19 protein-coding genes are annotated in these 23,031 nt (G+C 57.4%); 7 read left to right on the top strand and 12 right to left on the bottom strand.

What is annotated here, in order from left to right:
• Positions 1–139: 139 nt before the first annotated feature.
• Both LARV_RS09970 and recA read right to left on the bottom strand, forming a co-directional pair.
• Entirely contained in the window at positions 140–715 is a 576-nt protein-coding gene (locus tag LARV_RS09970; RefSeq protein WP_075073498.1) for an NBR1-Ig-like domain-containing protein, read from the bottom strand.
• A gap of 12 nt (positions 716–727) precedes the next feature.
• Positions 728–1,831, bottom strand: coding sequence for a recombinase RecA (gene recA, locus LARV_RS09975; RefSeq protein WP_083522477.1), 1,104 nt, complete (start codon positions 1,829–1,831; stop codon positions 728–730).
• Between the two features lie 601 nt (positions 1,832–2,432).
• Between recA and LARV_RS09980 the strand changes: the two genes are divergently transcribed.
• On the top strand, positions 2,433–3,773 hold the full coding sequence (locus LARV_RS09980; RefSeq protein WP_075073499.1) for a glutamine synthetase family protein: 1,341 nt from the start codon (positions 2,433–2,435) through the stop codon (positions 3,771–3,773).
• A gap of 113 nt (positions 3,774–3,886) precedes the next feature.
• Here LARV_RS09980 and LARV_RS09985 read toward each other — a convergent pair whose 3' ends face one another.
• From LARV_RS09985 to tgt, 5 genes are read right to left on the bottom strand one after another with little or no spacing between them, the layout of a single operon-like run.
• Entirely contained in the window at positions 3,887–4,828 is a 942-nt protein-coding gene (locus LARV_RS09985; RefSeq protein WP_075073500.1) for an ATP-binding protein, read from the bottom strand.
• A 4-nt stretch (positions 4,829–4,832) separates the two neighbouring features.
• Entirely contained in the window at positions 4,833–5,027 is a 195-nt protein-coding gene (locus LARV_RS09990; protein WP_075073501.1) for a MoaD/ThiS family protein, read from the bottom strand.
• Between the two features lie 59 nt (positions 5,028–5,086).
• Entirely contained in the window at positions 5,087–5,752 is a 666-nt protein-coding gene (locus tag LARV_RS09995; protein WP_152031771.1) for a substrate-binding domain-containing protein, read from the bottom strand.
• Positions 5,745–6,569 carry an undecaprenyl-diphosphatase UppP gene (gene uppP, locus LARV_RS10000; RefSeq protein WP_075073503.1) on the bottom strand — a complete coding sequence of 275 codons (825 nt, stop codon included), beginning with the start codon at positions 6,567–6,569 and terminating at the stop codon, positions 5,745–5,747. The genes LARV_RS09995 and uppP overlap by 8 nt, the downstream gene beginning before the upstream one ends.
• Positions 6,566–7,720 carry a tRNA guanosine(34) transglycosylase Tgt gene (gene tgt, locus LARV_RS10005; RefSeq protein ID WP_075075188.1) on the bottom strand — a complete coding sequence of 385 codons (1,155 nt, stop codon included), beginning with the start codon at positions 7,718–7,720 and terminating at the stop codon, positions 6,566–6,568. Before tgt ends, uppP begins: the two co-directional genes overlap by 4 nt.
• Before the next feature lie 219 nt (positions 7,721–7,939).
• Between tgt and recJ the strand changes: the two genes are divergently transcribed.
• Positions 7,940–9,634 (top strand): single-stranded-DNA-specific exonuclease RecJ, encoded by a 1,695-nt coding sequence (gene recJ / locus LARV_RS10010; RefSeq protein WP_075073504.1) that lies wholly within the window; start codon positions 7,940–7,942, stop codon positions 9,632–9,634.
• A 530-nt stretch (positions 9,635–10,164) separates the two neighbouring features.
• Here recJ and LARV_RS10015 read toward each other — a convergent pair.
• The gene (locus tag LARV_RS10015) at positions 10,165–10,857 is read right to left on the bottom strand and encodes a glycosyltransferase family 2 protein (RefSeq protein WP_236709952.1); all 693 of its coding nucleotides are present in this window, start codon (positions 10,855–10,857) and stop codon (positions 10,165–10,167) included.
• A gap of 78 nt (positions 10,858–10,935) precedes the next feature.
• On the opposite strand from LARV_RS10015, the gene LARV_RS10020 reads away from it, so the two are divergent.
• The 4 genes from LARV_RS10020 to LARV_RS10035 are packed head-to-tail and all read left to right on the top strand — an operon-like array spanning position 10,936 to position 16,762.
• Positions 10,936–12,270 (top strand): ATP-binding protein, encoded by a 1,335-nt coding sequence (locus LARV_RS10020; protein WP_075073505.1) that lies wholly within the window; start codon positions 10,936–10,938, stop codon positions 12,268–12,270.
• A 3-nt stretch (positions 12,271–12,273) separates the two neighbouring features.
• A complete protein-coding gene (locus tag LARV_RS10025; protein ID WP_075073506.1) occupies positions 12,274–13,026 on the top strand; it encodes a glycerophosphodiester phosphodiesterase in 753 nt (250 codons plus the stop codon).
• Positions 13,023–13,994, top strand: a complete 972-nt coding sequence (locus tag LARV_RS10030) for a threonine ammonia-lyase (protein WP_075073507.1) — start codon at positions 13,023–13,025, stop codon at positions 13,992–13,994. The genes LARV_RS10025 and LARV_RS10030 overlap by 4 nt, the downstream gene beginning before the upstream one ends.
• On the top strand, positions 13,991–16,762 hold the full coding sequence (locus LARV_RS10035) for a glycoside hydrolase family 3 N-terminal domain-containing protein (protein WP_075073508.1): 2,772 nt from the start codon (positions 13,991–13,993) through the stop codon (positions 16,760–16,762). The genes LARV_RS10030 and LARV_RS10035 overlap by 4 nt, the downstream gene beginning before the upstream one ends.
• A 6-nt stretch (positions 16,763–16,768) precedes the next feature.
• Here the strand turns inward: LARV_RS10035 and LARV_RS10040 are convergent, their stop codons facing one another.
• Entirely contained in the window at positions 16,769–17,752 is a 984-nt protein-coding gene (locus tag LARV_RS10040) for a serine/threonine protein kinase (protein WP_075073509.1), read from the bottom strand.
• A 180-nt stretch (positions 17,753–17,932) separates the two neighbouring features.
• On the opposite strand from LARV_RS10040, the gene LARV_RS10045 reads away from it, so the two are divergent.
• Positions 17,933–18,619 (top strand): FHA domain-containing protein, encoded by a 687-nt coding sequence (locus LARV_RS10045; protein WP_172797836.1) that lies wholly within the window; start codon positions 17,933–17,935, stop codon positions 18,617–18,619.
• 53 nt (positions 18,620–18,672) lie between these two features.
• On the opposite strand, the gene LARV_RS10050 is transcribed toward LARV_RS10045, so the two are convergent.
• The 3 genes from LARV_RS10050 to LARV_RS10060 are packed head-to-tail and all read right to left on the bottom strand — an operon-like array spanning position 18,673 to position 22,974.
• Complete coding sequence (locus tag LARV_RS10050) at positions 18,673–20,031, bottom strand: CpXC domain-containing protein (RefSeq protein ID WP_075073511.1); 1,359 nt, start codon at positions 20,029–20,031, stop codon at positions 18,673–18,675.
• A 33-nt stretch (positions 20,032–20,064) separates the two neighbouring features.
• Positions 20,065–21,648 carry an ATP-binding protein gene (locus LARV_RS10055; protein ID WP_075073512.1) on the bottom strand — a complete coding sequence of 528 codons (1,584 nt, stop codon included), beginning with the start codon at positions 21,646–21,648 and terminating at the stop codon, positions 20,065–20,067.
• 6 nt (positions 21,649–21,654) lie between these two features.
• The gene (locus LARV_RS10060) at positions 21,655–22,974 is read right to left on the bottom strand and encodes an acetyl ornithine aminotransferase family protein (RefSeq protein WP_075073513.1); all 1,320 of its coding nucleotides are present in this window, start codon (positions 22,972–22,974) and stop codon (positions 21,655–21,657) included.
• Positions 22,975–23,031: the final 57 nt, after the last annotated feature.

The raw sequence follows: 23,031 nt of genomic DNA on the forward strand, positions 1-23,031 counted from the left end.
CGGCCGGGTAGAACGCCTGAAAGAGATCCGGCCGCACCAGCATGACGAAGCCGAGCAGGACGGCAGCCGTGGCGACGACGCTGATCAAGAAAACACCAATCACCTGGCCAGTCGATACTCTCCCTGGTTTCATGGTCTCTCACGGGGCGGGCTGGGTGGTTTCCTCAACCGCGGCAGATGAAACGACAATATCGATGAAGATCGGATCGCCGAAGGCTTCGCCGGATGGCCCGTAAGCCTGCCAGGCGCTGCGATAGGACCCGGGTTCGATGGGCGCCTGGAAAACCATGCGAATGACGGCGCGCATGCCGCTGCGCGCCGGATAGAGGGCCTGCTCAGGTTGGGTCCCTAGATCGACGCCGGCAATCAGGTGCAGGCTGTAATCTTCGGTCCAGTTACACGTGCCGCTGTTTTGCACTTCCCAGCGTTTGTCCATGGTCGCGCCGGCTGCCACATCGCTGCCGTCCGGGATGGTCAAATCGGTCAAAAAGCTGAGCCCATCCTCGCACGGCGGCGTGGCGGTGGGGCGCAGGGTGGATGGATCGACGGTCACGCCCGGGGGAATGGGCGTCGGTACAAAGGTTGGCGCCAGAAAGGGAGTGGAGTCGGGGTTGGGCGCCGGCCGGATGGGACGGATTGCATTGCAGCCCTGAACGAAGATCGTCAGAGCTGCAAGTAAAATGCCGATGCGAATTAGGTCAGATTTCGAAGCCAATTTTCTGCGAGGTTATTCTTCGTCAGAACTGTCTCCACCGTCCGATGATGCGCCCAAGGTGAGTGGAACGTCGCCGCCGATGGCGCGCTGGCGTACGGCCGTTTCGATCTCATTGCTCAATTCCTGATTCTGGCGCAGGAATTCTTTGGCGTTCTCGCGGCCTTGTCCCAGGCGAAGATCGCCGTAAGAGAAGAAGGCGCCGCGTTTGGTGACGATTTCGAGGGCGGTGGCCAGATCGATGATGTCTCCGACCTTGGAGATACCCTCATTGTACATGATATCGAATTCGGCGGTCCGGAAGGGCGGTGCGACCTTGTTCTTGACCACGCGCACGCGCACCCGGTTGCCGATGATTTCCGCGCCGACCTTGATGGATTGGATACGGCGAACGTCCAGACGCACCGAGGCGTAGAATTTGAGGGCCAATCCACCGGGGGTGGTTTCAGGGTTGCCGAACATCACGCCGATCTTCTGGCGCAACTGGTTGGTGAAGACGACCGCCGTCTTGGTCTGATTGATGGCACCGGAGAGTTTGCGCAGGGCCTGCGACATCAGGCGGGCCTGCATGCCCATGCTGGCATCGCCCATATCGCCTTCGATTTCCGCGCGGGGCACCAATGCCGCCACCGAGTCGATGACGACGATATCGATTGCACCGGAACGCACCAGGGTTTCAGCAATTTCGAGGGCTTGCTCGCCGGTATCCGGTTGTGAGACCAACATGTTCTCGATATCGACGCCCAGACGCGCGGCGTAAGCCGGATCGAGAGCGTGTTCCATATCGACGTATGCAGCCGTGCCGCCGGTCTTTTGCGCTTCGGCAACCATGTGGAGGCACAACGTGGTCTTGCCTGAGGATTCCGGTCCGTAGATTTCGGTGATGCGCCCGCGGGGAATGCCGCCAATTCCGAGCGCGATATCCAACGACAACGAGCCGGTCGGGATCGCTTCGACGGTCAGGTTTTGATCGCCCATGCGGAAGATGGCACCTTCGCCATACCGCTTGACGATGTCACCCAGGGCCTTGTCCAGCACCACACGTTTGGCATCATCATTGTGATTCAAGTCGGAATTTGTCGGTAAGGGTTGGGCAGCGGGATTGGATTTTCGAGCCATATGTGATCACTCCTCTGCGGGATTGTGCACCAATTATATCCTGATCATTCCAGGAAATGTCGGCAAATCGCGTATAGATATATTTTAGTACATTTGTTCAATTCGTCAAGCGTTTTTAGCGTTTCGCTTGCCGATTTGTTACCAAAATTATTAATCTTTAAGACTAAATTCAAGAATTAACCCTTGACAAGGGTGCTTTTCGAATGCTAAACTAAACCCTGGTTTACAAAACAATGTTTAGACAAGTAAGCCATTGACAATTGAAGATTGGAGAGATAGCGGCTGAGTCTCGCGAACCACGCGAGATGACGAGGTGGAGGTTCCTCTCTGCGAAGAGAGCGCTAACCCTGGTTGACCAGGGGAAAATCGAAAGATCAGCGGATGCCTCTGGAGCCTGATCACGGGCTTCTTTCTCCCTTCCGATAGAGCGTCAGACGAAAAACCGGTGGGCGACCGCCGGGCCAGCGTCGGCGCAGTGATCGGCCTGTCCAGAAGGGTACAGGCCGATGACTCATTTTGGAAGGGCAGTCCCATTTTGTGTTGACCCAAGGGTATGCCCAGGCATGCCCTTTTTGTTTTAACGGACCCAAAGGAGGAACGAATGGACAAGAAAGAAATTCTCGAACGCGTAAAGGCGGATGGCATCAAGTTTGTTTCTTATCAGTTCACCGATGTAACCGGAACGGTCAAGAGTGTGGATGCACCGGTCAGCCGGCTGGAAGGGGCGTTGAATGACGGCGTGTGGTTCGACGGCTCTTCGGTGGAAGGTTTTGCGCGTATCCAGGAAAGCGACATGCACCTGCGCCTGGACGCCGATACCTATGCAGTGCTGCCCTGGTCGCCTGCAGAAAACAAACGCGCTCGTATATTCTGCGATATTTACCACCCCGATGGCCGCCCGTTCGAAGGCGACCCACGCGGCGTGTTGCGCCGTATGGTGGAAAAAGCCACGGCGCGCGGCTGGGTTTTCAACGTCGGTCCCGAACCTGAATTTTTCCTCTTCCGGCGCAACGGTGGGTCGAGCATTCACCCGGTTCCGCACGATGTCGGCGGGTATTTTGATTTCTCGGCCCAGGATGAGGCTGTGCGCGTGCGCACCGAATTGATGTCCGCCTTGATCAGCATGGGCCTGGACGTCGAAGTGGGCCACCACGAAGTCGCGTTGGGCCAGCACGAGATCGACTTCCGCTTTGCGGATGCGCTCAGGACGGCCGATAATGTTTTGACGCTGAAATATACCGTCAAGGCGATTGCGGCGCAAAACGATCTGATTGCCTCGTTCATGCCCAAACCCGTTTTCGGCATCAATGGCTCGGGCATGCACTGCCACCAGTCGCTGTTCGATATCAAGACCGGCAAGAACCTGTTCTTCGACGCCCACGATGAGTTCAACCTGACCCAACTGGCCTACGGTTACATCGCCGGCCAACTGGCGCACGCGCGCGGTTTTACCGGGATCATCGCGCCGTCGGTCAACTCCTACAAACGTCTGGTGCCCGGTTACGAAGCACCGGTCTACATCGGCTGGGCGCAGGTCAACCGTTCGGCTTTGATCCGTATTCCGCGCCACAATCCGGGTATGGACAAAGCCACCCGCATCGAACTACGCTGCCCGGACCCTTCGTGCAATCCTTACCTGGCATTTGCCGCCATTCTGGCAGCAGGTATGGATGGCATAGACAGGGGTCTCGAGGTTCCCAAACCACTCACGAACGTCAACGTCTATGATCTCGACGAGGCTGACCGCCGCCGGTTGAAGATCAAATCGCTGCCTGGTTCGCTCCTGGAAGCGTTGGAAGAAGTGGACAAGGATGCTGTCATCAAGGGCGCGCTGGGTGAGGTGGTATATTCCGCGTTCCACCGCGCCAAGATGGAAGAATGGGAAGCCTATCGCACGAACGTCAGCGACTGGGAAGTCGAACGCTATCTGGAAACTGTCTAGTTCTCGCCAAACGGAGAAACGCTCTTACCGGTATCCCTTTATTGGTAAATCCAACCGGGCGGTATATTCCGCCCGGTTTGTGTTTATCTGCCTGGATTATCGGTTAAGTACGCTCATGCCGGTTTGACCAGTCGGCAAAAGGCGCATAACCCAGCGGATGTGGTGGGCTGACCGCAACCCGGGCACTTGCGCAGCTCGGCGGTCGGCTCGTCTGTGGTTTTGCCCGGCGCGACAAAGTAGCCGTCGGCGCGCGCATTTTGAAAGCTGGCGTAAAAGTTCATCTTGATGCCCGGGGTGGTTTCTTCGAGCTTGTTGAGAATATCCTTGAAGGTAAGCTGCTTGCTGCCGACTGCGTAAGGGCATTCGTCTTCTTCATATGGAATGCCCCGCAGCAGCGTATAGGCGGCGGTTTCGCGTTCGTAGAAACGGCAGAAGGGTTTGGCCTTGCGGACGAAGCCGTCTTCCGCCGGCAGGACGGGCGATTGGCGCTGAAGAAGGTCGACCTGCCAGGTGAGGGTATTCCCCATGAGCACGGCCACTTCATCGTCGAGGTTGTGAGCGGTGGTCAGCAGGCTGTAGCCGTTGTCCATGGCCACCTGGTTCATAATGTGCCGTTTCACCAACCCACACACGCCGCAGGGCTTGACGCGTCCGCGCTGGCTGTGCGAGGCGAGCTGCGGGATGGTCTCCGCGTAGGACTGCTGCACATTCACTACCCGCAGGGTGAGGTTGTTTTGCTCCGCGAAAGCCCGCGCATAATGTTCGGACTCATTGGAATATTCCAGGTCACTGCCGTTGATCCCCAGGTTGATGTACAGGCCGTCCGTGGGATATCCCAGGCGCCAGAGCACGTCCCACAGCGCGAGCGAATCCTTGCCACCGGAAACGGCCACCAGAATGCGATCCTGGGGTGTAAACATGTGGTATTTTTCGATGACGCGCGCGGTTTGCTCGATGAACCATTCCAGGTAGTGCGCCTGGCAGAAGGCCAGCCGGTGGTGGCGCATGCGAAAAACAGCCGGGGCGCGGCATTTGCTGCACACGTAATTGCTCATCGGGTCAGCCTCCGGAAATCACGGCTACCAGCTTGACGACTTCGCCGTTGCGCAGCACGTCGTTTTCGTTCAGCAGCACGCCGTCGCGCACCACCAGGTGCGATTCGGGGCTCAGCCCAAGCTGCTTGAGCGCGTCCTTGACCGTGATGGTGCCTTCGACGGTATATTCTTTTTTGCGCAGGATCAGGGTAACCGGCATCCTTTACTCCCTATCCATCCACCCATCCATAGGTTCTGCGGCGTTGATCGCAAGATTCTCTACGGATTGATTTTTTCTTGCAGGCAAACCAGCAACGCGCGCGCCGTGCCCTGTGGTTCCTGGCCGATGACAGCCAGGATGGGCAGATCTATTGCCAGGCCAGCCACCTGCGCGTCGCGTACGCTGTCATCCAGCCAGCGCGCCGGCAGAAAACCGATGGCAGCCGGATTGGCAGCCACGCTTTTGAGCATATCCTGGGGCGTCGGCGCCAGACCGGCGCCTGAAATGCTGAAGCCGGCGGCTTCGAGAGCCGCGGTGGTATCGTTGGATTCGGGCAGCGACCAGACCTGAATTTTAGATTGATCCGCCCAGGTTTTATCGCGCCCGGCGAAAATTGCCTGAGCCGTATCAAGGGGTAGTTCGGCGATGGGATTGCCGGGATTCACGATGATTGCCAGGTGGTCTTCCCCCAGGATCGCGGCATAACCCTCACCTGAAAACCGGCCGAGCCGCAGGGTGATGACATCCGGATCGCCGGCGGCTTCATCCGCGCGCTGCACGGCTGCGCCAACCGATGCTGCGCAGTCTGCCAGGTCGGGTTCGATCCAGGTCAGGCTGCTCGAAAGCGCCACCTGCAACGGTTGGACCGTGTGGGTTGGGGCCGCGGGCGTCGCCTGGCAGGCCGCCAGTATCAAAAGAAGGAGAAGACTTGCAATTCTACGCATAACTTACGATCAGGGTCAGGATGCCCAGCAGTGTGCAATAGACTGCAAAACCGATCAGGCGGCGGGTGCGTAGGAAATCGAGCAGCCAGCGGATCGAAAGAAAGCCAAAAATCGCCGCAGCCACGAAGCCGGCCAGCAGGCTGGGCAGGAAGGATTGCAGCGTCGACAGGCCCTGCAGGTCACCCAGGCTGAGCAGACCGGCCGCCAGCATGATGGGGATGGACATGATGAAAGAAAAGCGGGCCGAAGTCGGCCGGTCGAGACCGCGCAGCATGCCGCCGGTGATGGTCGAGCCGGAACGCGACACGCCCGGGAAAATGGAAACGGCCTGGAAAAGGCCCATGACCAAAGCATCCAGCCAGCCGATGTGGGTGAGCGTGCGTTGGCCCTTGCCAAAGATCTCGGCAACGATGAGGAACACGGCTGTGACCAGGAGGAACAGGCCCGTCGCGGCCGGGCTGTTGAAAGCGGCTTCGACCTGCTTCTTGATCAACAGGCCGAAAATGCCGGCCGGAATGGTCGCCAGGATGATGTACCAGCCCAGGCGCGCTTCGGCGCTTTCGAACGGATGGCGATGGATGAGCGCGGCGAACCAGGCTTTCAGGATCGCCCATAAGTCTTTCCAGAAATAAACGATCACCGCCAGCAGTGTACCCCATTGAACCAGCACGCCGAAGGGGAAGATTTGCTCGCTGGGGATGGTCTTATCCCAACCGAAGAAATAAGGCACCAACACGAGGTGGGCCGAACTGGAAATGGGCAGGAATTCGGTAAGGCCCTGCACGATGCCGAGGATCAAACCCTGGAAAATGTTCATGCATTTGCTCCGTTTGTAGTGGGTGTGGAAACAGCGTTGGTGCTCTGGTAATGCTCGAGGAAATCATCAGCGAATTGGTCGAAGGTGCCATTCAAGATGGCTTTCCGGGAACGGCGCACCAGTTCGAGCAGCGTGTACAGGTTGTGAATTGAAATCAGGGTGGCGGCCAGCATCTCCTTGGAGACGACCAGATGGCGCAGGTAGGCGCGCGTAAAGTGCTGGCAGGTGTAGCAGCCGCAACCCTCGTCGATGGGGCGGTGATCGTGAGCATTGGTCGCGTTCATCAGATTGATGCGCCCGGTAAAGGTCATGGCGGCGGTATGCCGCGCCAGCCGGGTGGGCAGAACGCAATCGAAGATATCCACCCCGCGTCGAATGCCGTTGATCAGGTCTTCCGGCGAGCCGACGCCCATCAGATAACGGGGTTTATCCTTGGGCAGCACATCGTTTAGAAGTTGGAGGGTGGTGTTCATCTCCTCCTTCGTTTCGCCCACCGACAACCCGCCGATGGCGTGGCCCGGGAAGCCCAGTGAGGAGATGAATTCCGCCGATTGGGTGCGCAGGTCGGGGAAGATGCCGCCCTGCACGATGCCGAACAGGGCCTGATCGGGCCGGGTTTTGGCCCGCAGACAGCGTTCGGCCCAGGCGTGCGTGCGCGCCATAGCGCTTTCATTATATTTGCGATCGTAAGGCGGCGCGCATTCATCAAAGGACATGATGATATCGGCGCCCAGCTTTTCCTGAACGGCGATCGAAGATTCAGGGGTGAAGCGGTGGGTCGAACCGTCGATGTGGCTCTTGAAGGTGACGCCATCCGCATCGATTTTGCGCATGTCGGCCAGAGAAAACACCTGGAAGCCGCCCGAATCGGTCAGCATGGGATGCGGCCACTGCATGAACTCGTGCAGCCCGCCCATCTCGGCCACCAGATCGGCGCCGGGGCGCAGGTAGAGGTGGTAGGTATTCGAGAGGACCAGGTTTGCGCCGATTTCCTCGAGTTGGGCAGGCGTCACCGCCTTGACAGTGGCTTGCGTGCCGACCGGGGCAAAAATGGGCGTTTGAATATCGCCGTGCGGCGTGTGAAAAACGCCGGCGCGGGCATTGCCATCCCGGGCGAGAAGATCGAATTGAAAGGACTGGGTTTCGCTCAAAGTTTTCGTGTCCTGAAGAACAGTGATCGACAAAATTATAACCCAGTTGGGAAGGGCCTTCGATAATTCGTGGTCCCATGCCGCGCGGGACTGGACCTTTCGATTGGACAAGCCGGGCGGCAGCGCGTATACTTAACCCGCTTCCACCGAAAGCTCGATCCGGTTTTCCAACCTTTGGCCGCCCAGACCGGAACCCTATTATTTCAGGATAGTCCATCGATGCAACGACAACTCGAAAAACGCTGGTTCATACCCGATCCACTTCCATCCGAGGTCGAGCATGAACTGCGCGACTTTCAGCCTTATTTACGCCAGATTCTCTATAATCGGAATGTGCATACGGCCGACGAAGCAGTCCAGTATTTGAACTGCTCGGCTGCGCTGGGCGATCCATTTTTACTTAAGGACATGGATATCTCCGTGACACGCCTGTGGCAGGCGATCGAGCGGGTCGAACCCATCGCGGTGTACGGCGATTATGATGTGGACGGCGTATCGGCGACGGCGTTGATGGTGCAGGTCCTGCGCGCATTGGGCGGCAATGCTGAGGCGTACATTCCCAATCGCTTCGATGAGGGCTACGGACTGAACAACGAAGCCCTGGATACTCTGGCCGGGCGCGGCATTCGCGTGGTGTTGACGGTGGACTGCGGCATCCGTTCGCCGCGCGAAGCCGAGCACGCGCGGGAACTGGGCGTCGATTTGATCATCAGTGATCACCACATGCCGCAAAACGAACTTCCCCGAGCGCTGGCCGTCATCTGCCAGAAGCGGGAGGGGGACGAATACCCGGACAAGAATCTGGCCGGGGTAGGGCTGGCCTACAAGATTGCCCAGGGATTGTTGCAGTCCCATCCGGTGGAGGGCGTGAAGGCCGTGGATTGGCTGGATCTGGTGGCGCTGGGTACGGTGGCGGATGTGGTGCCCCTGACCGGCGAGAACCGCGTCATGGTCCGGCTGGGCTTGCAGTGCATGCGGCTGGCGCAACGCCAGGGACTGCTCTCGCTGGCGCAGGCCGCCGGCATCAACCTGCGGCGGGTGAACGCCGGCGATATCGGCTACCGCCTGGGACCGCGCCTGAACGCGGCCGGACGCCTCGAATCGGCTCTCCAGGCTTACCAGTTGCTGGTCACAGACGACATCCAGCAGGCGGGCATGCTGGCCCAAAAGCTGGACGATCAAAACAAGGACCGCCAGCGCCTGACACAGGAAATGCAAACCCGGGCTGAGGAATTACTCAGCAGCGTGGATGATGGCAAGATCCTGATCGCCTGCGACAGCAGTTTTAATTCAGGCGTGGTCGGGCTGGTGGCTGCCAAGCTCACCGAGACCTATTACCGCCCGGCAGTGGTGGGGCAGATCGGGGATGAATTCACCCGCGCTTCGTGCCGCTCTATCCGCGAGTTCCACATTACGAAGGCGCTGGATGAATGCGCCGATTTGCTGGTGCGCCACGGCGGGCACGCTGCGGCTGCCGGTTTTACCGTGCGTAATGAAGCCATGCCGGAATTGAGCCGGCGTCTGGATGAGATTGCCCGACGCGAACTGGCCGAGCAGGATTTGCGTCCCATGCTGCGGGCCGACGTGGAGATTCCGCTGGCACTGATGCGCCCCAGCTATCTGGAAGAAATCGAGCGTTTGCAGCCCACCGGCATGCAGAATCCGGACGCAGTTTTCGTCTCGCGCAATTTGCAGGTGGTCAACGCGCGCACGGTGGGTTCGGAGGCTGCTCATTTGCGCCTGACGGTCAAGGACGGCGGCGTGACCTATAACGCCATCGCCTTCCGCCAGGGACACTGGGCCGGGCATCTACCACCGTACATTGACCTGATGTACACCTACGAGATGAACAGCTTCAACGGGCGCGATTCGATGCAATTGAACGTGATCGATCTTAAACCCTCAGGAATATAGTTCATTCGGCGCATTTAGTAGTACTCAATTCAATCTAGAGTAGGTCACTTGGGTTATCGCCATTTCGTCCATATCGTAAAGGGAAGACTATGGAAAAGCCTTCAATCAGCGCATTGATTTTCGGATTATTGACGCTGACCTATTGCACCTACCAACTTTACGAAATATGGTTTCGACCAAAAAGAGCATTGGATCGAGGTCGAAGGCAATGTTATCGACTTCCCAAATGGTATCCTTTCAGAGGATTGGCCATTTCGATGACAGATGATGGGAAGAAGTGGATCAATGTAAATAGAATATCCATGATAGTTATGGAATTTTTTTTGTTTGTCTGGTTTGCCTTTATCCTAATTGCTTACTTCAAAGAATCCTGAGGGATATTGAAAAAGACTTGATCGTGTTGATTAGCCCTGTGAGTGGAAAATTCGAAGTGATCGAATGGGGACCAGACTGATTGAATGATTCGTAAAAAAAGGAGACAGATTGGTTATTTTCCAACAAGTCTCCAAATAAATTTATTCAGGATTTGATTAATCGACGAAGCGATATTTGATTAACGTCCACATGGCAATGAAGCCGTCCCAGGCTTTGATCTTCTTGCCTTCGGTATACTCGCGTGGATTGAAGCGAATGGGGACTTCGAAAATGCGGTAGTGGCGTTTGAGGATCTTGGCGGTGAACTCGGGTTCGAAATCGAAGCGCCGTGAATGAAGGGGAATGTCCTTCACCAGTTCGCGTTTGAAAACTTTGTAGCCCGTTTCCATGTCGCTGAGAATATTGTTGTACAGGAAATTGGTGACAAAGGTGAGGATCTTGTTGGCCACCATGTTCCAGAACAGGATGGGACGCCGCGCACCGCCCAGAAAACGGGAGCCGTACACGATATCGGCGATCCCTTCCTGAATCGGGCGCAGCAGTTCCGGGTAGTCGCGCGGATCGTATTCCAAATCGGCGTCCTGGATGATCAGGACGTCCCCGAGCGCGTTCTGAATTCCGGTGCGCACCGCGGCGCCTTTGCCCAGATTCTTGGGATGCAGGACCACCCGGACGTGCCCCTGGCCATCCAATTTCTGCAACAATTCTCGAGTCCCATCGCTGGAACCATCATCGATGATTAGAATTTCGGAAGCAATTTTCTGATTTTCTACTCTGCGGATGCATTCTTCGATGGTCTTAATTTCGTTATAGGCCGGGATGATGACTGTAATTTCCATGTAAGGCATTATACCGGCTCATCGGGCTTATCATCAAGGGTAAGCATGCTATAATTTGGAGTGTTACTATTGCTAGGGAGGGAATGAATGACAAAAGTGCCCATCCGTCAAACAGCGCCGCAAGTGAACACGGGAACGTTCTTTCCACCGCCGATTTCGAAGGTGGAAGATACGGGCCTTTCGCCGCTCTGGCTGCAAGACCTTGTACTAAAGATCATGTATTTCCAGGGTTACCTGACCGGCTTCAAAATCGCGGAAGAAATAGCGTTACCGTTTACCGCTGTGGTGGACCAGATTCTCGAGGCGTTGAAGCGAGAGAAACTGGTCGAAGTCCGTTCTTCACAGATGGGATTGGGCGAAGGCGCCTATCTATTCGCCATCACCAGCGCCGGCATTGCTCACGCACGCGAAGCGCTCGAACGCAGCCAATACGCTGGACCGGCGCCCGTACCGATCAATGTCTACAACGACGCCATCCGGCGCCAGAGCCGGGGCCGCGTGCAGGTGACCAATCGAGTCATGCGCCAGGTCCTGTCGAATCTGGTGCTGCCCGAAAAAGCATTCCAGCGCCTGGGCCCGGCCGTCAATTCCGGTACTTCCATGTTCATTTTTGGCCCACCCGGAAACGGCAAGACCAGCCTGGCGCGCGCCATCGGCAACCTGGTCCTGAGCCAGAGCATGTACATTCCCTACGCAATTTATGTGGACGGCCAGGTCATCAAGGTTTTCGATACGGTCAACCACCAACTGGCGACGGATGAAGATACTCCGCCGACCGGCACCGGCGCGCTGCGGGCCGGAACGCGCCGCGATCCGCGTTGGGTGCGCATCAAACGGCCTTTCATTGTCACCGGCGGCGAATTAACCCTGGCCGGCCTGGACCTGGTCTTCGATGACACGCTGAAGTATTACGAAGCGCCTTTCCAGGTCAAAGCCAATGGCGGCATTCTGCTGATCGATGACTTTGGCCGCCAGCAGGTCCGACCGCGCGACCTGTTGAACCGCTGGATCGTTCCGCTCGAGAACCGCATCGACTACCTGTCCCTGCACACCGGCCGGAAGATCGAAGTGCCGTTCGATGTGCTGGTCATGTTCTCGACAAACCTGCCGCCAAAAGACCTGGTGGACGAGGCTTTCCTGCGCCGTCTGCGCCATAAAGTCGAGGTCGGCGATCCGTCTTATGAAGATTACCGCGAAATTTTCCGCCGGGTGGCAGCGACCAAGGGCGTTCAATATAACGATCAGGGTCTGGCGTATCTGCTGCAGGAATGGTATATCAAACGCAACCGCAAACTCCGCGCATCCCACCCACGCGACCTGTGCGATCAGATTATCGACATTGCCCGGTATATGGGCCTCGAGCCGACCATGTCCCGTGAATTGATCGACAGGGCTGCCGAGTCTTATTTCGTGGAATTGTAATTTATGCTGTCCGAATTGCCGAAACCGCTCCTGCTGGCCCACCGGGGGGCTTCTGCCTACGCGCCTGAAAATACACTGGCTGCCTTCGAACTGGCTCTGCGGCAGGGCGCGCATGGCGTGGAACTGGACGCTAAACTGAGCGCCGACCGGCAGATCGTGGTGATGCACGACGCCAGCGTAAATCGGACGACAGACGGCAGCGGCAGGGTGAACAAACTTCCGCTGGCAGCGCTGCGTGAATTGGATGCCGGCGTTCGATCCACTTCGAATTATCACGGCCAAAAAATCCCGACCCTGGCTGAAACGCTGGAAACGCTCGGCGATCGGGCAATTGTCAATATCGAACTCACCAATTACACCTCGCCCTGCGATCCATTGCCCGAGCTGGCGGCGGAATTGGTGGAGCGCATGAACCTGCAATCCAACGTGTTGTTCAGTTCATTCCTTCCGGCGAACCTTTACCGGGTCCAACGCGTGTTGCCGCACGCCCGGGTGGCCATACTGGCCTATCAGGGCGCGCTGGGAAGGTTGGGCCGCGGATGGATTGGACGCCGAGCGGCGCCAGAATTCGTGCATCCGTACCGTAAAGATATCAACCCGGCCTATATTCACTCCGAACACAAACGCGGCCGGCGAATTCATGCCTGGACGATCGACTCGCTCACTGAAGCCAGGGCTTTCCTGTCGATGGGCGGGGATGGATTGATCAGCGACAATCCCCCGCTCATGCTGCAGGCGATGGAGGAAGTCGGATGATCCCGCAGGATTGGATCACATCGGCCGGAGACCGCCTGCGTGGCCGCGTAAAACGCACCCCGGTTACCTACGACGACGCGTTGGATTGTTTCATGAAGTGGGAAAACCAACAGGAAACCGGTTCCTTCAAACTGCGCGGCGCAATGAACAAGGTGCTCACCCTGCAACCCTGGGAACGCGAACAGGGCCTGGTGGCCGCCTCGGCCGGAAATCACGGCCAGGGTGTCGCGGTGGCGGCGCGTTTGATGGACACCCGGGCGGTGATCTTCGCCTCGGAACATGCCGTGGCCACCAAGCTGGAAGCCATGCGCGCGCTGGGAGCCGAAGTCCGGCTGGTGCCCGGCGGTTATGAGCAGGCCGAAGCTGCCGGAATCCAATTCGCGACCCAGCAGGGCAAAACCTGGATCTCACCGTATAACGACGCCCAGGTGATCGCCGGGCAGGCGACGGTGGGATTGGAGTTGATGGATGAAATTCCGGCCGATGAGCTGGAAGCAGTGGTTGTTCCGGTGGGCGGCGGCGGTTTGATCGCCGGGATCGGCCTGGTGCTGAACCGGCTTCCGGCCGGGCATCGCCCGCGGTTGATCGGCGTTCAATCCGAGGCTTCTCCCTATTTCCATGCCCTGTATCAGCAGGGTTCACAGGACGGCGTGGTGGAACGCGAAAGCCTGGCGGACGGTCTTGCCGGGCGCGTCGAGGACGGCGCAATCACCATTCCGCTGGTGCGCAGCCTGGTGGATGAGATCGTTCTGGTCAGTGAGGAAGAAATCGAACAGGCCATTGCCGCGGCCTGGCAGCGATATGCGGCCGTGATCGAAGGTTCGGCAGCGGTAACGCTGGCGGCAGCCTTGAGCGGCAAGTTCGCGCAGCGTCCGGCTGCGTTGATCATCAGCGGCGGCAACATCCAGCCCGAGATCCATCAAAGTATTCTTCAACGTTGGAGCCAGGGGGGAAGCTCGCCGAGATGAAACAGGCGTGGGTACTCCGGTTTCGGATTGTATTGATCCTGAGCCTGCTGCTGGGGGTACTTTCACCGGCATCGCAGATCGCACAGGCGCAATCCGACGCGGGCGCCCGGGCCAGGACGTTACTGGCGAGCCTGACGCCCGAGGAAAAGGTTGGCCAGCTTTTTCTGGTTACATTCACCGGCAGCAGCCTCAAATCAGACGCACCGATCCTGGATTTGATTTCCAACCGGCATATCGGTGGGGTCGTGCTTCAGTCCAGCAACGATAATTTTAGCGGTGGAACGGATGCCGTGACCCAGGCTGCCGGTTTGATTTCCACGCTGCAAACCGCCGAATGGGAAAACGCCCAGCAGTCCTCGGGCGCTAACCATTATGTGCCTTTGCTGGTGGGCATGTCCCAGGAAGGCGATTCGGCGCCCAACGATCAACTGTTTACCGGAATGACGGCGCTTCCCAGCCAGATGGCGCTCGGCGCGACCTGGAATACCACACTCGCCGAACGCACCGGCGAGGTCATGGGCAAGGAATTAAGCGCTCTGGGAGTCAATTTATTACTGGGACCGTCACTGGATGTCATGGACGAACCCCACACAGATGGCCGTGAAGACCTGGGCGTGCAGGTTTTTGGTGGTGATCCGTATTGGGTCGGGGTCATGGGACAGGCCTATATAAGGGGTTTGCACACCGGCAGCAACAACGCTCTGGCTGTGATCGGCAAGAATTTCCCCGGACGCGGCGCATCCGACCGACCAGCCGAAAAAGAAGTCGCCACCGTTCGTAAAGCCTTCGAACAACTTGAAAATGTCGAATTGGCCCCCTTCGCGGCGGTGACCGGTAAATCGATCAGTCCTGAAACCACACTGGATGGCTTGCTGGTTTCGCACATTCGCTATCAAGGCCTGCAGGGTCAGGTGAACGCCAATACACGGCCGGTCAGCCTGGATGCAACTGCGCTGGATACGCTGATGAACCTGGGCGAATTTACCACCTGGCGCTCTTCGGGCGGGGTATTGATCAGCGATAATCTGGGCAGCAATGCCGTGCGCCAGTTGTTCGACCCGACCGGCTCCAATTTCGACGGGCGCCAAGTCGCTCGCAGCGCTTTCCTGGCCGGCAACGATTTACTTTACGTGGACAATTTCGTTTCGAGCGGCGATCCGGACGCGTACACGACTCTGGAACGCACCCTCGATTTCTTTGTTCAAAAATATCGGGAAGATGCGGCCTTTGCCGAACGCGTGGACACTTCCGTCGAACGAATTCTCACCCTGAAATTCCGGCTGTATCCGAATTTCACCCTGCAGACCGTGCTGGCCCCTCAGCAGAATTTGCCCGAGGTCGGACAATCCGGCGCCCTGACATTCGAAGTGGCCCAAAAAGCGGCTACCTTGATCAGCCCGGACGCAGCGGATCTGGCTGCGGTATTGCCGCGGCCTCCGGCGACGAACGAGCGAATCGTTTTCCTGACAGACGTGCAGGTCAGCCGGCAATGCAGCAACTGCGCCGACCAGTCGATTCTGGCGCTGGACGCGTTGCAAAGCGCTGTTCTCCGTCTGTACGGTCCTCAAGCCAGCGGGCAGGTTGTTTCGACACGCACCAGTTCGCACTCCTTCGCCGAACTCACCCGGCTGCTCGATAAGGTAGATATCGAGTCGACCATCGAAGCCGATTTACAGCAAGCCGCCTGGATTGTGGTGGCCATGCGCGGTGAAAGCAGCGATCGGGCCGAATCGCGCGCCCTGACGCGCCTGCTGACCGAACGACCGAATTTGATCCAGGATAAGAAGATCATTGTTTTCGCTTTTGGCGCCCCTTATTATCTGGATGCGACGGATCTATCCAAGATTTCCGCCTATTATGCGTTGTACAGCAAGACGACGGCTTCCATCGATGTGGCTGCCCGCATCCTGTTCCAGGAATTATCCCCGACCGGCGCTTCACCGGTTTCGGTGCCCGGCGCGGGCTATACCCTGAGCCGGGTCCTGTCGCCGGATCCCAACCAGGTGATTCCGCTCAGCCTCGACATCCCCGAAACGGGAACCCCGGCGGCAAACGTTACCCCAATGCCAACCGAAGTTCCGACCTTCAAAGTCGGTGATACGCTGCCGCTGAAAACCGGTATGATTCTGGATCATAATAAGAACACAATCCCGGACGGAACGATTGTCCAGTTTCTATTCACCACCGGCGGCGATAACGCTGTCGTTCAACAGATATCCAGCCCGACCACTGCCGGGGTCGCGCGGGCCTCTTTCCGCATTCAAAATCCTGGTCTGGTGGAAATTCGCGTCGTCAGCGAGCCGGCCCTCACATCGCAAATCTTGAGTCTGGATGTCAGCGGTGAACAGGCAGCCGCGGTGACAGCCATTGTCCCCACAGCACTGACTTCGCCTTCGGCCACACCCGAGCCCTTGCCAAGCCCAACCATCGAAAGCACTCCAGAACCGACGCGCACCCTATCGGGCAACACGCGCTTTTTGACCTGGTTGCTCACGGTCGGTTTTACCTGGCTTTGCGCTGTTGGAATCTTTACGCTGGGCCGTTTGCGCGTGTCGCTGCGCTGGGGTGTGCGATGGGGATTGCTGGCTGCGATCGGCGGTCTGGCGATTTATTCCATCGTCGAAATCTTCCTGGAGGATCGTTCCTCCTGGCTGGCCAAAGGGCCGGGAGGTGGAATCTTCCTGGCGTTATGCGGTATTCTCTTGGGGTGGGCGCTGGGCATTTACTGGCAGCGTCGCATTCAGAATTCTGGAAAACACACCGGTTGATGGTTTTTATCTCAAGAGCATGACAAAGAAGGATACCGCCGTCAGGCCCAGGGCTGCCCACAGCATCATTTTTTCGGTGGGCATGTTTAAATAATCGCCAACCGTCTGTTTACGGTGCACGGCCCGTGGCAGGGATGGGCGGTCGCCCAGCAGACTCTGGCGGAAACGATCGATGGATTCGGGGCGTTCGTCCGGGTGCAGCGACATGGCCCATAAAATGGCGCGTTCCGTCCGCGGACTGACGTCTCCGTTGATAGATCGCGGCGAGAGCATACTCTCGGGGTCAAGAAAACGATCGCGCGCGTCCGGCGGGGATTGGTTTGTCAACAGGTGGTACAGGGTTGCGCCAAAGGAATAAATGTCGCTGCGAACATCGGTATGCCCGCTGTCGCCGCCGTATTGTTCGAGCGGAGTATATAAGGCTGTACCCTGACCCTGCAACACCGTAATGGTCACCTCACCCGGGGCCAATAGTTTGACCAGCCCAAAATCCACCAGCTTCAAAAGTCCGGAAGGTGTGACTTTGAGGTTGCTGGGTTTGATATCCCGGTGCAAAATGGGCGGTTCCTGGCCGTGCAGGTAAATGAGTGCATCGCAGAGCTGCGATGCCCAGCTCAAAACCTCGCTTTCCAGTAAGAAGCGGCCTTCCTGGCGCGCTTCCAGCATGAGCGTCCGCAAATCCTTGCCGGGGACGTAATCCATGACCAGGTAATCCCGCGTGCTGATGGAGAAGAAATCGGAGACTTTGGGCAGATTGGGATGATCGAGGCGCGCCAATACCGTGGCTTCGCGCAAGAATTGATCGCGAGCTTCCCGCACCATGTCCTGTGGCAAGGTACGGTCGTGTTCAACTTCCTTCAAAGCGCATTGACGGCCTTCCAACCGCTGGTCGTCGGCAAGGTAAATGCATCCCATTCCACCCTGGCCGATGATCCGGCGGATTCGATAGCGGCCTCGCAGCACTTCCCCGGCCTTCAAGGGGATAGGCATGGCGCGACTCCCTCTTCTGATATGCGATTTGTTCTCCGAAATGCATTTCTCGGCGTGAAATGACATTCGATGTAAATGAACAAACCGTCTTCCCCACAAAAATTCCAAATTCTGTTATATTATACCTCTGAGAAGTTCATCACAGAAGCTCGCGGATCGACTTCTCGCGGGGAGATGGAAATGCAGCCGGATTCACCAGTACTCATTGGACAAACCGGCCCGTTGAATGGTGAACGTTTTTCAATCACGGGCGAAATCATCATCGGGCGGGAATCGACCTGCACTATTGTGGTGTTGGAACGCCAGGTTTCTCGTTACCATGCCCGGATTACGATCAAAGAAGACGGCGTTTTGTTGGAAGATCTGGGCAGCAAAAACGGTACGTATGTCAATGGGGAGATGATTGCAGAACCCGTGATGCTTCAGGACGGGGATGTCATTCAGGTGGCCCTGGTCCAGCAATTCGTCTACCTGAATTCTGACGCGACCCTGCCTCTGGTTGGCAATTTGCCTTTCCCGGGTATGGTATCAGCAGGCGCAGGTTCAGCCGGCGAACGGGTGGGATGCCTGTATCTGGATCCGCGTTCACGGCGGGTGTGGTTGAATGAAGAAGAAGTGCTGCCGCCGCTTTCGGTTCCCCAATTCCGCCTCCTGCAGGTTTTGTATGACCAGCAGGGGAAAGTGGTCTCGCGGCAGGCATTGATCAACCTGGTCTGGAGTGAAGATGAATCGGAAGGTGTATCCGAACAGGCTCTGGATGCTTTGATCCGCAGACTGCGCGACCGGTTGGCGCAGTTGGATGCCAGCCACGCCTACCTGGTGACGGTGCGCGGCCACGGGTTGCGCCTGGATAATCCAGAGAGATAAAAAAACTACGGGACTTTGAAAAAAGCCCCGTGGTTCTTAATAACCTGAGAGAATTATGCGGACTTGAAGTTGGCCTGCATGGAAAAACGCACCGCTGAACGGTAGATTTCCTGCAGCTTGGCCTTCATCTCCGCGGGTTGGCCGTCATTTTCGCCCTGCGAAACCAGACTGTTGAGTGCCTGGAGGAATTCATCCGTCACCAGTTTGGCGTTTTCCTGCAACAATTTCTGACGGGCGGCTTCATCCTCAGCCGACAGCATTTTCTCGATCAATTCGACCTCGGGCGGGGGTGCGCTGGCTTCTTCGATGACTTTGGCGATCTTGCCGAGTTTGCCAAGGCGCATCAGGTCAGCGTCTTTGCGGGCCATTTCCTGCGCGCTCTTCAACGCCTGGAGGAAGAATTCATTGATGGCCGGCAGAGCTTCGCGTGTGGCTGCTTCCGTGTCATCCGCCTTCAAAATCTCGTTCAGCAGTTCCTGGGCAGCTTTCTTCTCTTCATCAAGCTGCTTGTCGATCTCGCTGGTCAACTCGAGCAGTTTGGCGCGCAGATCCAGCAATTTTTGTTTCTCATCGCCTTCGGCTTTATCGACCCGTTCGCTGAGGATCTGGAAGAATTGATAATCCAGGCCGCTGCGCGTGAGGCTGACGAAGGTCGCCAGGCGGGTGTCGCTTGGGGATGCTGCCATCAGGTCGAGCAGCTTTTCGCGCGTCAGGCCGGTCTTGCTGGCTTCCTGAAGCAGGCGCTGAGCTTCCTGGGCTTCCTGGGCGTTGGCGAGCAGTTTCTTGCCGACTTCGGTTTGGGTTACCAGTTCCTGCTGAATGGCAGCAAGCGCCCGTGCCGTTTGCTCATCGCCGTTTTGCGAAAGGGTTGCCTGGATGATGTGGCTGAACATGCTGAAGAAGTTCTCATCGATCAGGGCTTCTTCCTGTTTGATGATGACGCTGCGATCGGCAGCCGCCGGCGTGGAAAGCAGGCGCTGCAGAAGGTTGAGCCGTTTTTGCTGCTCGTCCAACATCTCGTGGGTAATGCCGTCGCCTTCCAGAATTTTCTCGACCATGGTCTGGAATGTGAGCATGGCCTGAGGACGCAGCAGGTAAGCCTTGCGTTTTTCGGCCGGCAACCGGTTCATCACCTGGGTGATCAGCGGGCCGATGATTTTCTCCTGTTCGTTGAGCGGCAGTCCCATTTCGGATGGGAAATAAGTCAACAGGAATTCTTTTTCAGGATCGTGATAAACGATCGGCGTGCTGAGCATACCGTCGTAACCGCAGGTGGGGCAGTGGATGACATTGGCCCCTCCACTCAACAGACGTTGTTTGGCCTGGGGATCGACGTTCATATCAAAGAGTTGTTCAACCTCGGCAACGACCGGCGATTTGCAGCGCGGACAGCTGGTGCGTATAGATGACATGTGAGAGACTCTCTACAGAAAAGATGGGCTAAATTATACCATTTTGAGTGTAGATTTCAATTCCGGGTTGCGCGGCAGCGCAAAGCAAATGCGCGCGCCCTTGCCCGACTCGGGATCCACCCAGATCCGGCCGCCGTGGGCTTCGACAATCGAGCGCGTCAAATAGAGCCCCAATCCGGCGCCTTTGGTCTGGCGGGCGATTTCAGGCGCGCGGTAGAAACGGTCGAAGATGTGGGGAATATCCTGAGGTGCAATTCCGGGGCCCTGGTCGCTGACGCATACAATGACGATGTCCGGGCGAATCTCGCCGGATATATTGATATCCCCACCGGGAGCATATTTGATTGCGTTCCCGATCAGGTTGGTGACAACCTGTTCGATGCGCTGCTCATCCGCGACGATGACCGGGAAATCCGGTGGGAAGGTCATGCTGATGACGTGTTTGCTGGTTTGCGTTTGCATGCGTTTGATAATCCGCTTGACGAGATCGGGCAGCAGCACATCGGTGCGGTTCAAGACCAATCCGCCGGATTGCAAGCGTGAAGTTTCCAGCAAATTTTCGATCAATGCGCCCAGGTGATCGGATTCTTCTTCGATGACCTGCAGGCTTTCTTTAACGATGGCGCTATCCCAGGTCACGTCATCCCGGCGCAGGGTGCTCACGTAACCTTTGATGAGGGCCACCGGTGTTTTCAATTCATGGCTGATGACCGAAATAAAATTGGATTTATATTCTTCTGCCTGGCGAAAGCGGGTGATGTCACGCACGGTGGCGAAGATGTTGAGCAGGGTCTTGTCATCCGAGATCAGGGGTGAATACGTGATCCCAACCGGCAGTGCGGGGTGATCAGGGTTGCGCTGCAAATCGCCTTCGACATACAGGGTGGCGTGCGGCGTCAGCGGCCAACCGCCGGCCGCCGCCTGCTCGAGGGTTAGCCCCTGTGGGGGTTTCAGCCAGCGGATGACCTCTTCGTGGGGATGCTCTTGAATCTGGTCGATCGGAAGGGAAAGCATATGGGCAACGGCCGGGTTGGCGCGTTCGATCTTCAGGTCCGGCCGCAGGATCAGGATGCCGTCCCCGGCGGTATCGAGCAAGCCCGCCAGACGTTCTTTATCGCGGTTGATTTGCTTGTAAAGCTGGGCGTTCTGAACTGCAATCGCGGCCTGGTTGGCAAAACTGCTGAGCAGATTGCGGTCGTTGCCTGAGAATAAATCGGGATAACTGCGGAAGATAAAAATGACGCCGACGACCCGGTTGCGCGCCACCAGCGGCAGGCCGACGCCGGTCAGCAGTCCCAGGCTGGCCGTACGGGTCAATTCTTTGAGCACCCGGTTGATTTCGGGCAGTTCAAAGCGCTGCGGATCGGCGTTCTCCGGAATTTGTGAAAGGTAGGGGGTGAGCAGGCGTAGAAAAACCGGGGGGATGCCCTGGGAGACCTGGACTTTCCACCCCCCGGTTTCAGTGCGTAATGCGATCAGCCCGGCCTGTCCGGCCAGCATTTCAACTGAGACTGTCAGAATGCGATTGAGCAGCGCATCCAGATCCAGTTCTTCAGTTAATGCACGCGCGATCTCAAGCAAATAATCACGTTGGCGGACGCGGAAGTCGGGCAGCATGATCGTTTAACGTCCTTTTTCGGCCAGATCGATGGCTTCTTCCATGATGGCCAAACCTTCATCGATATCCGCGCGGGTAATGGAGAGCGGAGGTGAAACGCGGATGACACTCTTGCCGCAACCCAGCAGCAGCAGCCCGCGTTCGAAGGCCAGATCCACGACGGCGTCGCGCAGTTTCTCGTCCGATTTGTGGGTTTCGGGATCCTTGACGAATTCGATGCCGATCATCAAACCTCTACCGCGAACGCAGCCCATGCTGGGATGGCGCTCGGCCATGGCGCCCAGTTTGGCGAGCGTATAATCGCCCATTTCCGAGGCGTTTTGCATGTATTGGTTCTCGATCAAATCCAGCGTGGCCAGAGAAGCGGCGCAGGCCAGGGGGTTGCCGCCGTAGGTGTTGCCGTGCGAACCTTTGGGCCAGGTGACGACGCTCTTGCGAGCCACCATGGCGCCCATGGGAACGCCTGAAGCAATGCCTTTGGCGACGCAAATGATATCGGGTTCGACGCCGAATTGTTGGATCGACCACCATTTTCCAGTTCTTCCAACGCCAGCCTGAACCTCATCGGCGATGAGCAAAATGCCGTAGCGGTCGCACAGCTTGCGTAAAGCCGGGAAGAAGCTCTCGGGCGGAACGATATAACCGCCTTCGCCCTGGATGGGCTCGATCAGGATGCCAGCGACATCCTCGGCGGGCAGGATCCGGCCAAGGATTTCCTCTTCCATGTAACGAATTACCGCCGTTCCGATGTCCTCGCCTTTGCGCAGGCTCAACAGGGGGTGATACGGATCGGGGTACGGTACATGGACGACGCCGTTCATCAGCGGGAAAAAGCCCTTGTGATAATGCGGTTTGCTGGCCGTAAAGGTCACTGCCCCCATGGTGCGGCCGTGGAAGCCCCCAAAGAAGCCAATGAATTCACTGCGCCCGGTGTAATACCGCGCCAGCTTGATTGCGGCTTCAACCGATTCGGTGCCGGAATTGGTCATGAAGGAGATGGCGTCTTCCTGGAAGGGGGCAATCTGGTCGAGTTTCTCAGCCACTTCCACCCATTTGGAGTGGTAAAAATCGGAAGAAATGTGGATGAACTGTTCGGCCTGGTCCTGGATTGCCTTGACGACCTTGGGATGAGAATGCCCGGTGGAAGCGACTGCGATTCCGGCTGCGAAATCGAGGAACCGATTGCCGTCCACATCCCAAACTTCGGTACCTTTGCCGTGATCCATAACGAATGGATAACCGCGTGGATACGATGGCGAGATGACGGAGTGGTCGCGCTCAATGATAGCGCGGGCTTTCGGCCCTGGGAGCTTGAAGGGTTCCATTCATTTCCTCCTATGAATAGGTAGTACAGTGGCTTGGATTGGAAGATTGTACTGCCG

Origin of the sequence: Longilinea arvoryzae (assembly GCF_001050235.1) — a bacterium.
Taxonomy (GTDB): Bacteria; Chloroflexota; Anaerolineae; order Anaerolineales; family Anaerolineaceae; genus Longilinea; species Longilinea arvoryzae.

What these genes read in the sequence shown, in the direction of transcription:
- LARV_RS10035 (WP_075073508.1), top strand. Translation starts at nt 13,991, where the DNA reads ATGAAACAGGCGTGGGTACTCCGGTTTCGGATTGTATTGATCCTGAGC.
- LARV_RS10030 (WP_075073507.1), top strand. Translation starts at nt 13,023, where the DNA reads ATGATCCCGCAGGATTGGATCACATCGGCCGGAGACCGCCTGCGTGGC.
- uppP (WP_075073503.1), bottom strand. Translation starts at nt 6,569, where the DNA reads ATGAACATTTTCCAGGGTTTGATCCTCGGCATCGTGCAGGGCCTTACC.
- LARV_RS09995 (WP_152031771.1), bottom strand. Translation starts at nt 5,752, where the DNA reads ATGCGTAGAATTGCAAGTCTTCTCCTTCTTTTGATACTGGCGGCCTGC.
- LARV_RS10045 (WP_172797836.1), top strand. Translation starts at nt 17,933, where the DNA reads ATGCAGCCGGATTCACCAGTACTCATTGGACAAACCGGCCCGTTGAAT.
- LARV_RS10055 (WP_075073512.1), bottom strand. Translation starts at nt 21,648, where the DNA reads ATGCTGCCCGACTTCCGCGTCCGCCAACGTGATTATTTGCTTGAGATC.
- LARV_RS10020 (WP_075073505.1), top strand. Translation starts at nt 10,936, where the DNA reads ATGACAAAAGTGCCCATCCGTCAAACAGCGCCGCAAGTGAACACGGGA.
- LARV_RS09990 (WP_075073501.1), bottom strand. Translation starts at nt 5,027, where the DNA reads ATGCCGGTTACCCTGATCCTGCGCAAAAAAGAATATACCGTCGAAGGC.
- LARV_RS10025 (WP_075073506.1), top strand. Translation starts at nt 12,274, where the DNA reads ATGCTGTCCGAATTGCCGAAACCGCTCCTGCTGGCCCACCGGGGGGCT.
- LARV_RS10015 (WP_236709952.1), bottom strand. Translation starts at nt 10,857, where the DNA reads ATGCCTTACATGGAAATTACAGTCATCATCCCGGCCTATAACGAAATT.
- LARV_RS10060 (WP_075073513.1), bottom strand. Translation starts at nt 22,974, where the DNA reads ATGGAACCCTTCAAGCTCCCAGGGCCGAAAGCCCGCGCTATCATTGAG.
- recJ (WP_075073504.1), top strand. Translation starts at nt 7,940, where the DNA reads ATGCAACGACAACTCGAAAAACGCTGGTTCATACCCGATCCACTTCCA.
- LARV_RS10040 (WP_075073509.1), bottom strand. Translation starts at nt 17,752, where the DNA reads ATGCCTATCCCCTTGAAGGCCGGGGAAGTGCTGCGAGGCCGCTATCGA.
- recA (WP_083522477.1), bottom strand. Translation starts at nt 1,831, where the DNA reads ATGGCTCGAAAATCCAATCCCGCTGCCCAACCCTTACCGACAAATTCC.
- LARV_RS09985 (WP_075073500.1), bottom strand. Translation starts at nt 4,828, where the DNA reads ATGAGCAATTACGTGTGCAGCAAATGCCGCGCCCCGGCTGTTTTTCGC.
- LARV_RS10050 (WP_075073511.1), bottom strand. Translation starts at nt 20,031, where the DNA reads ATGTCATCTATACGCACCAGCTGTCCGCGCTGCAAATCGCCGGTCGTT.
- LARV_RS09980 (WP_075073499.1), top strand. Translation starts at nt 2,433, where the DNA reads ATGGACAAGAAAGAAATTCTCGAACGCGTAAAGGCGGATGGCATCAAG.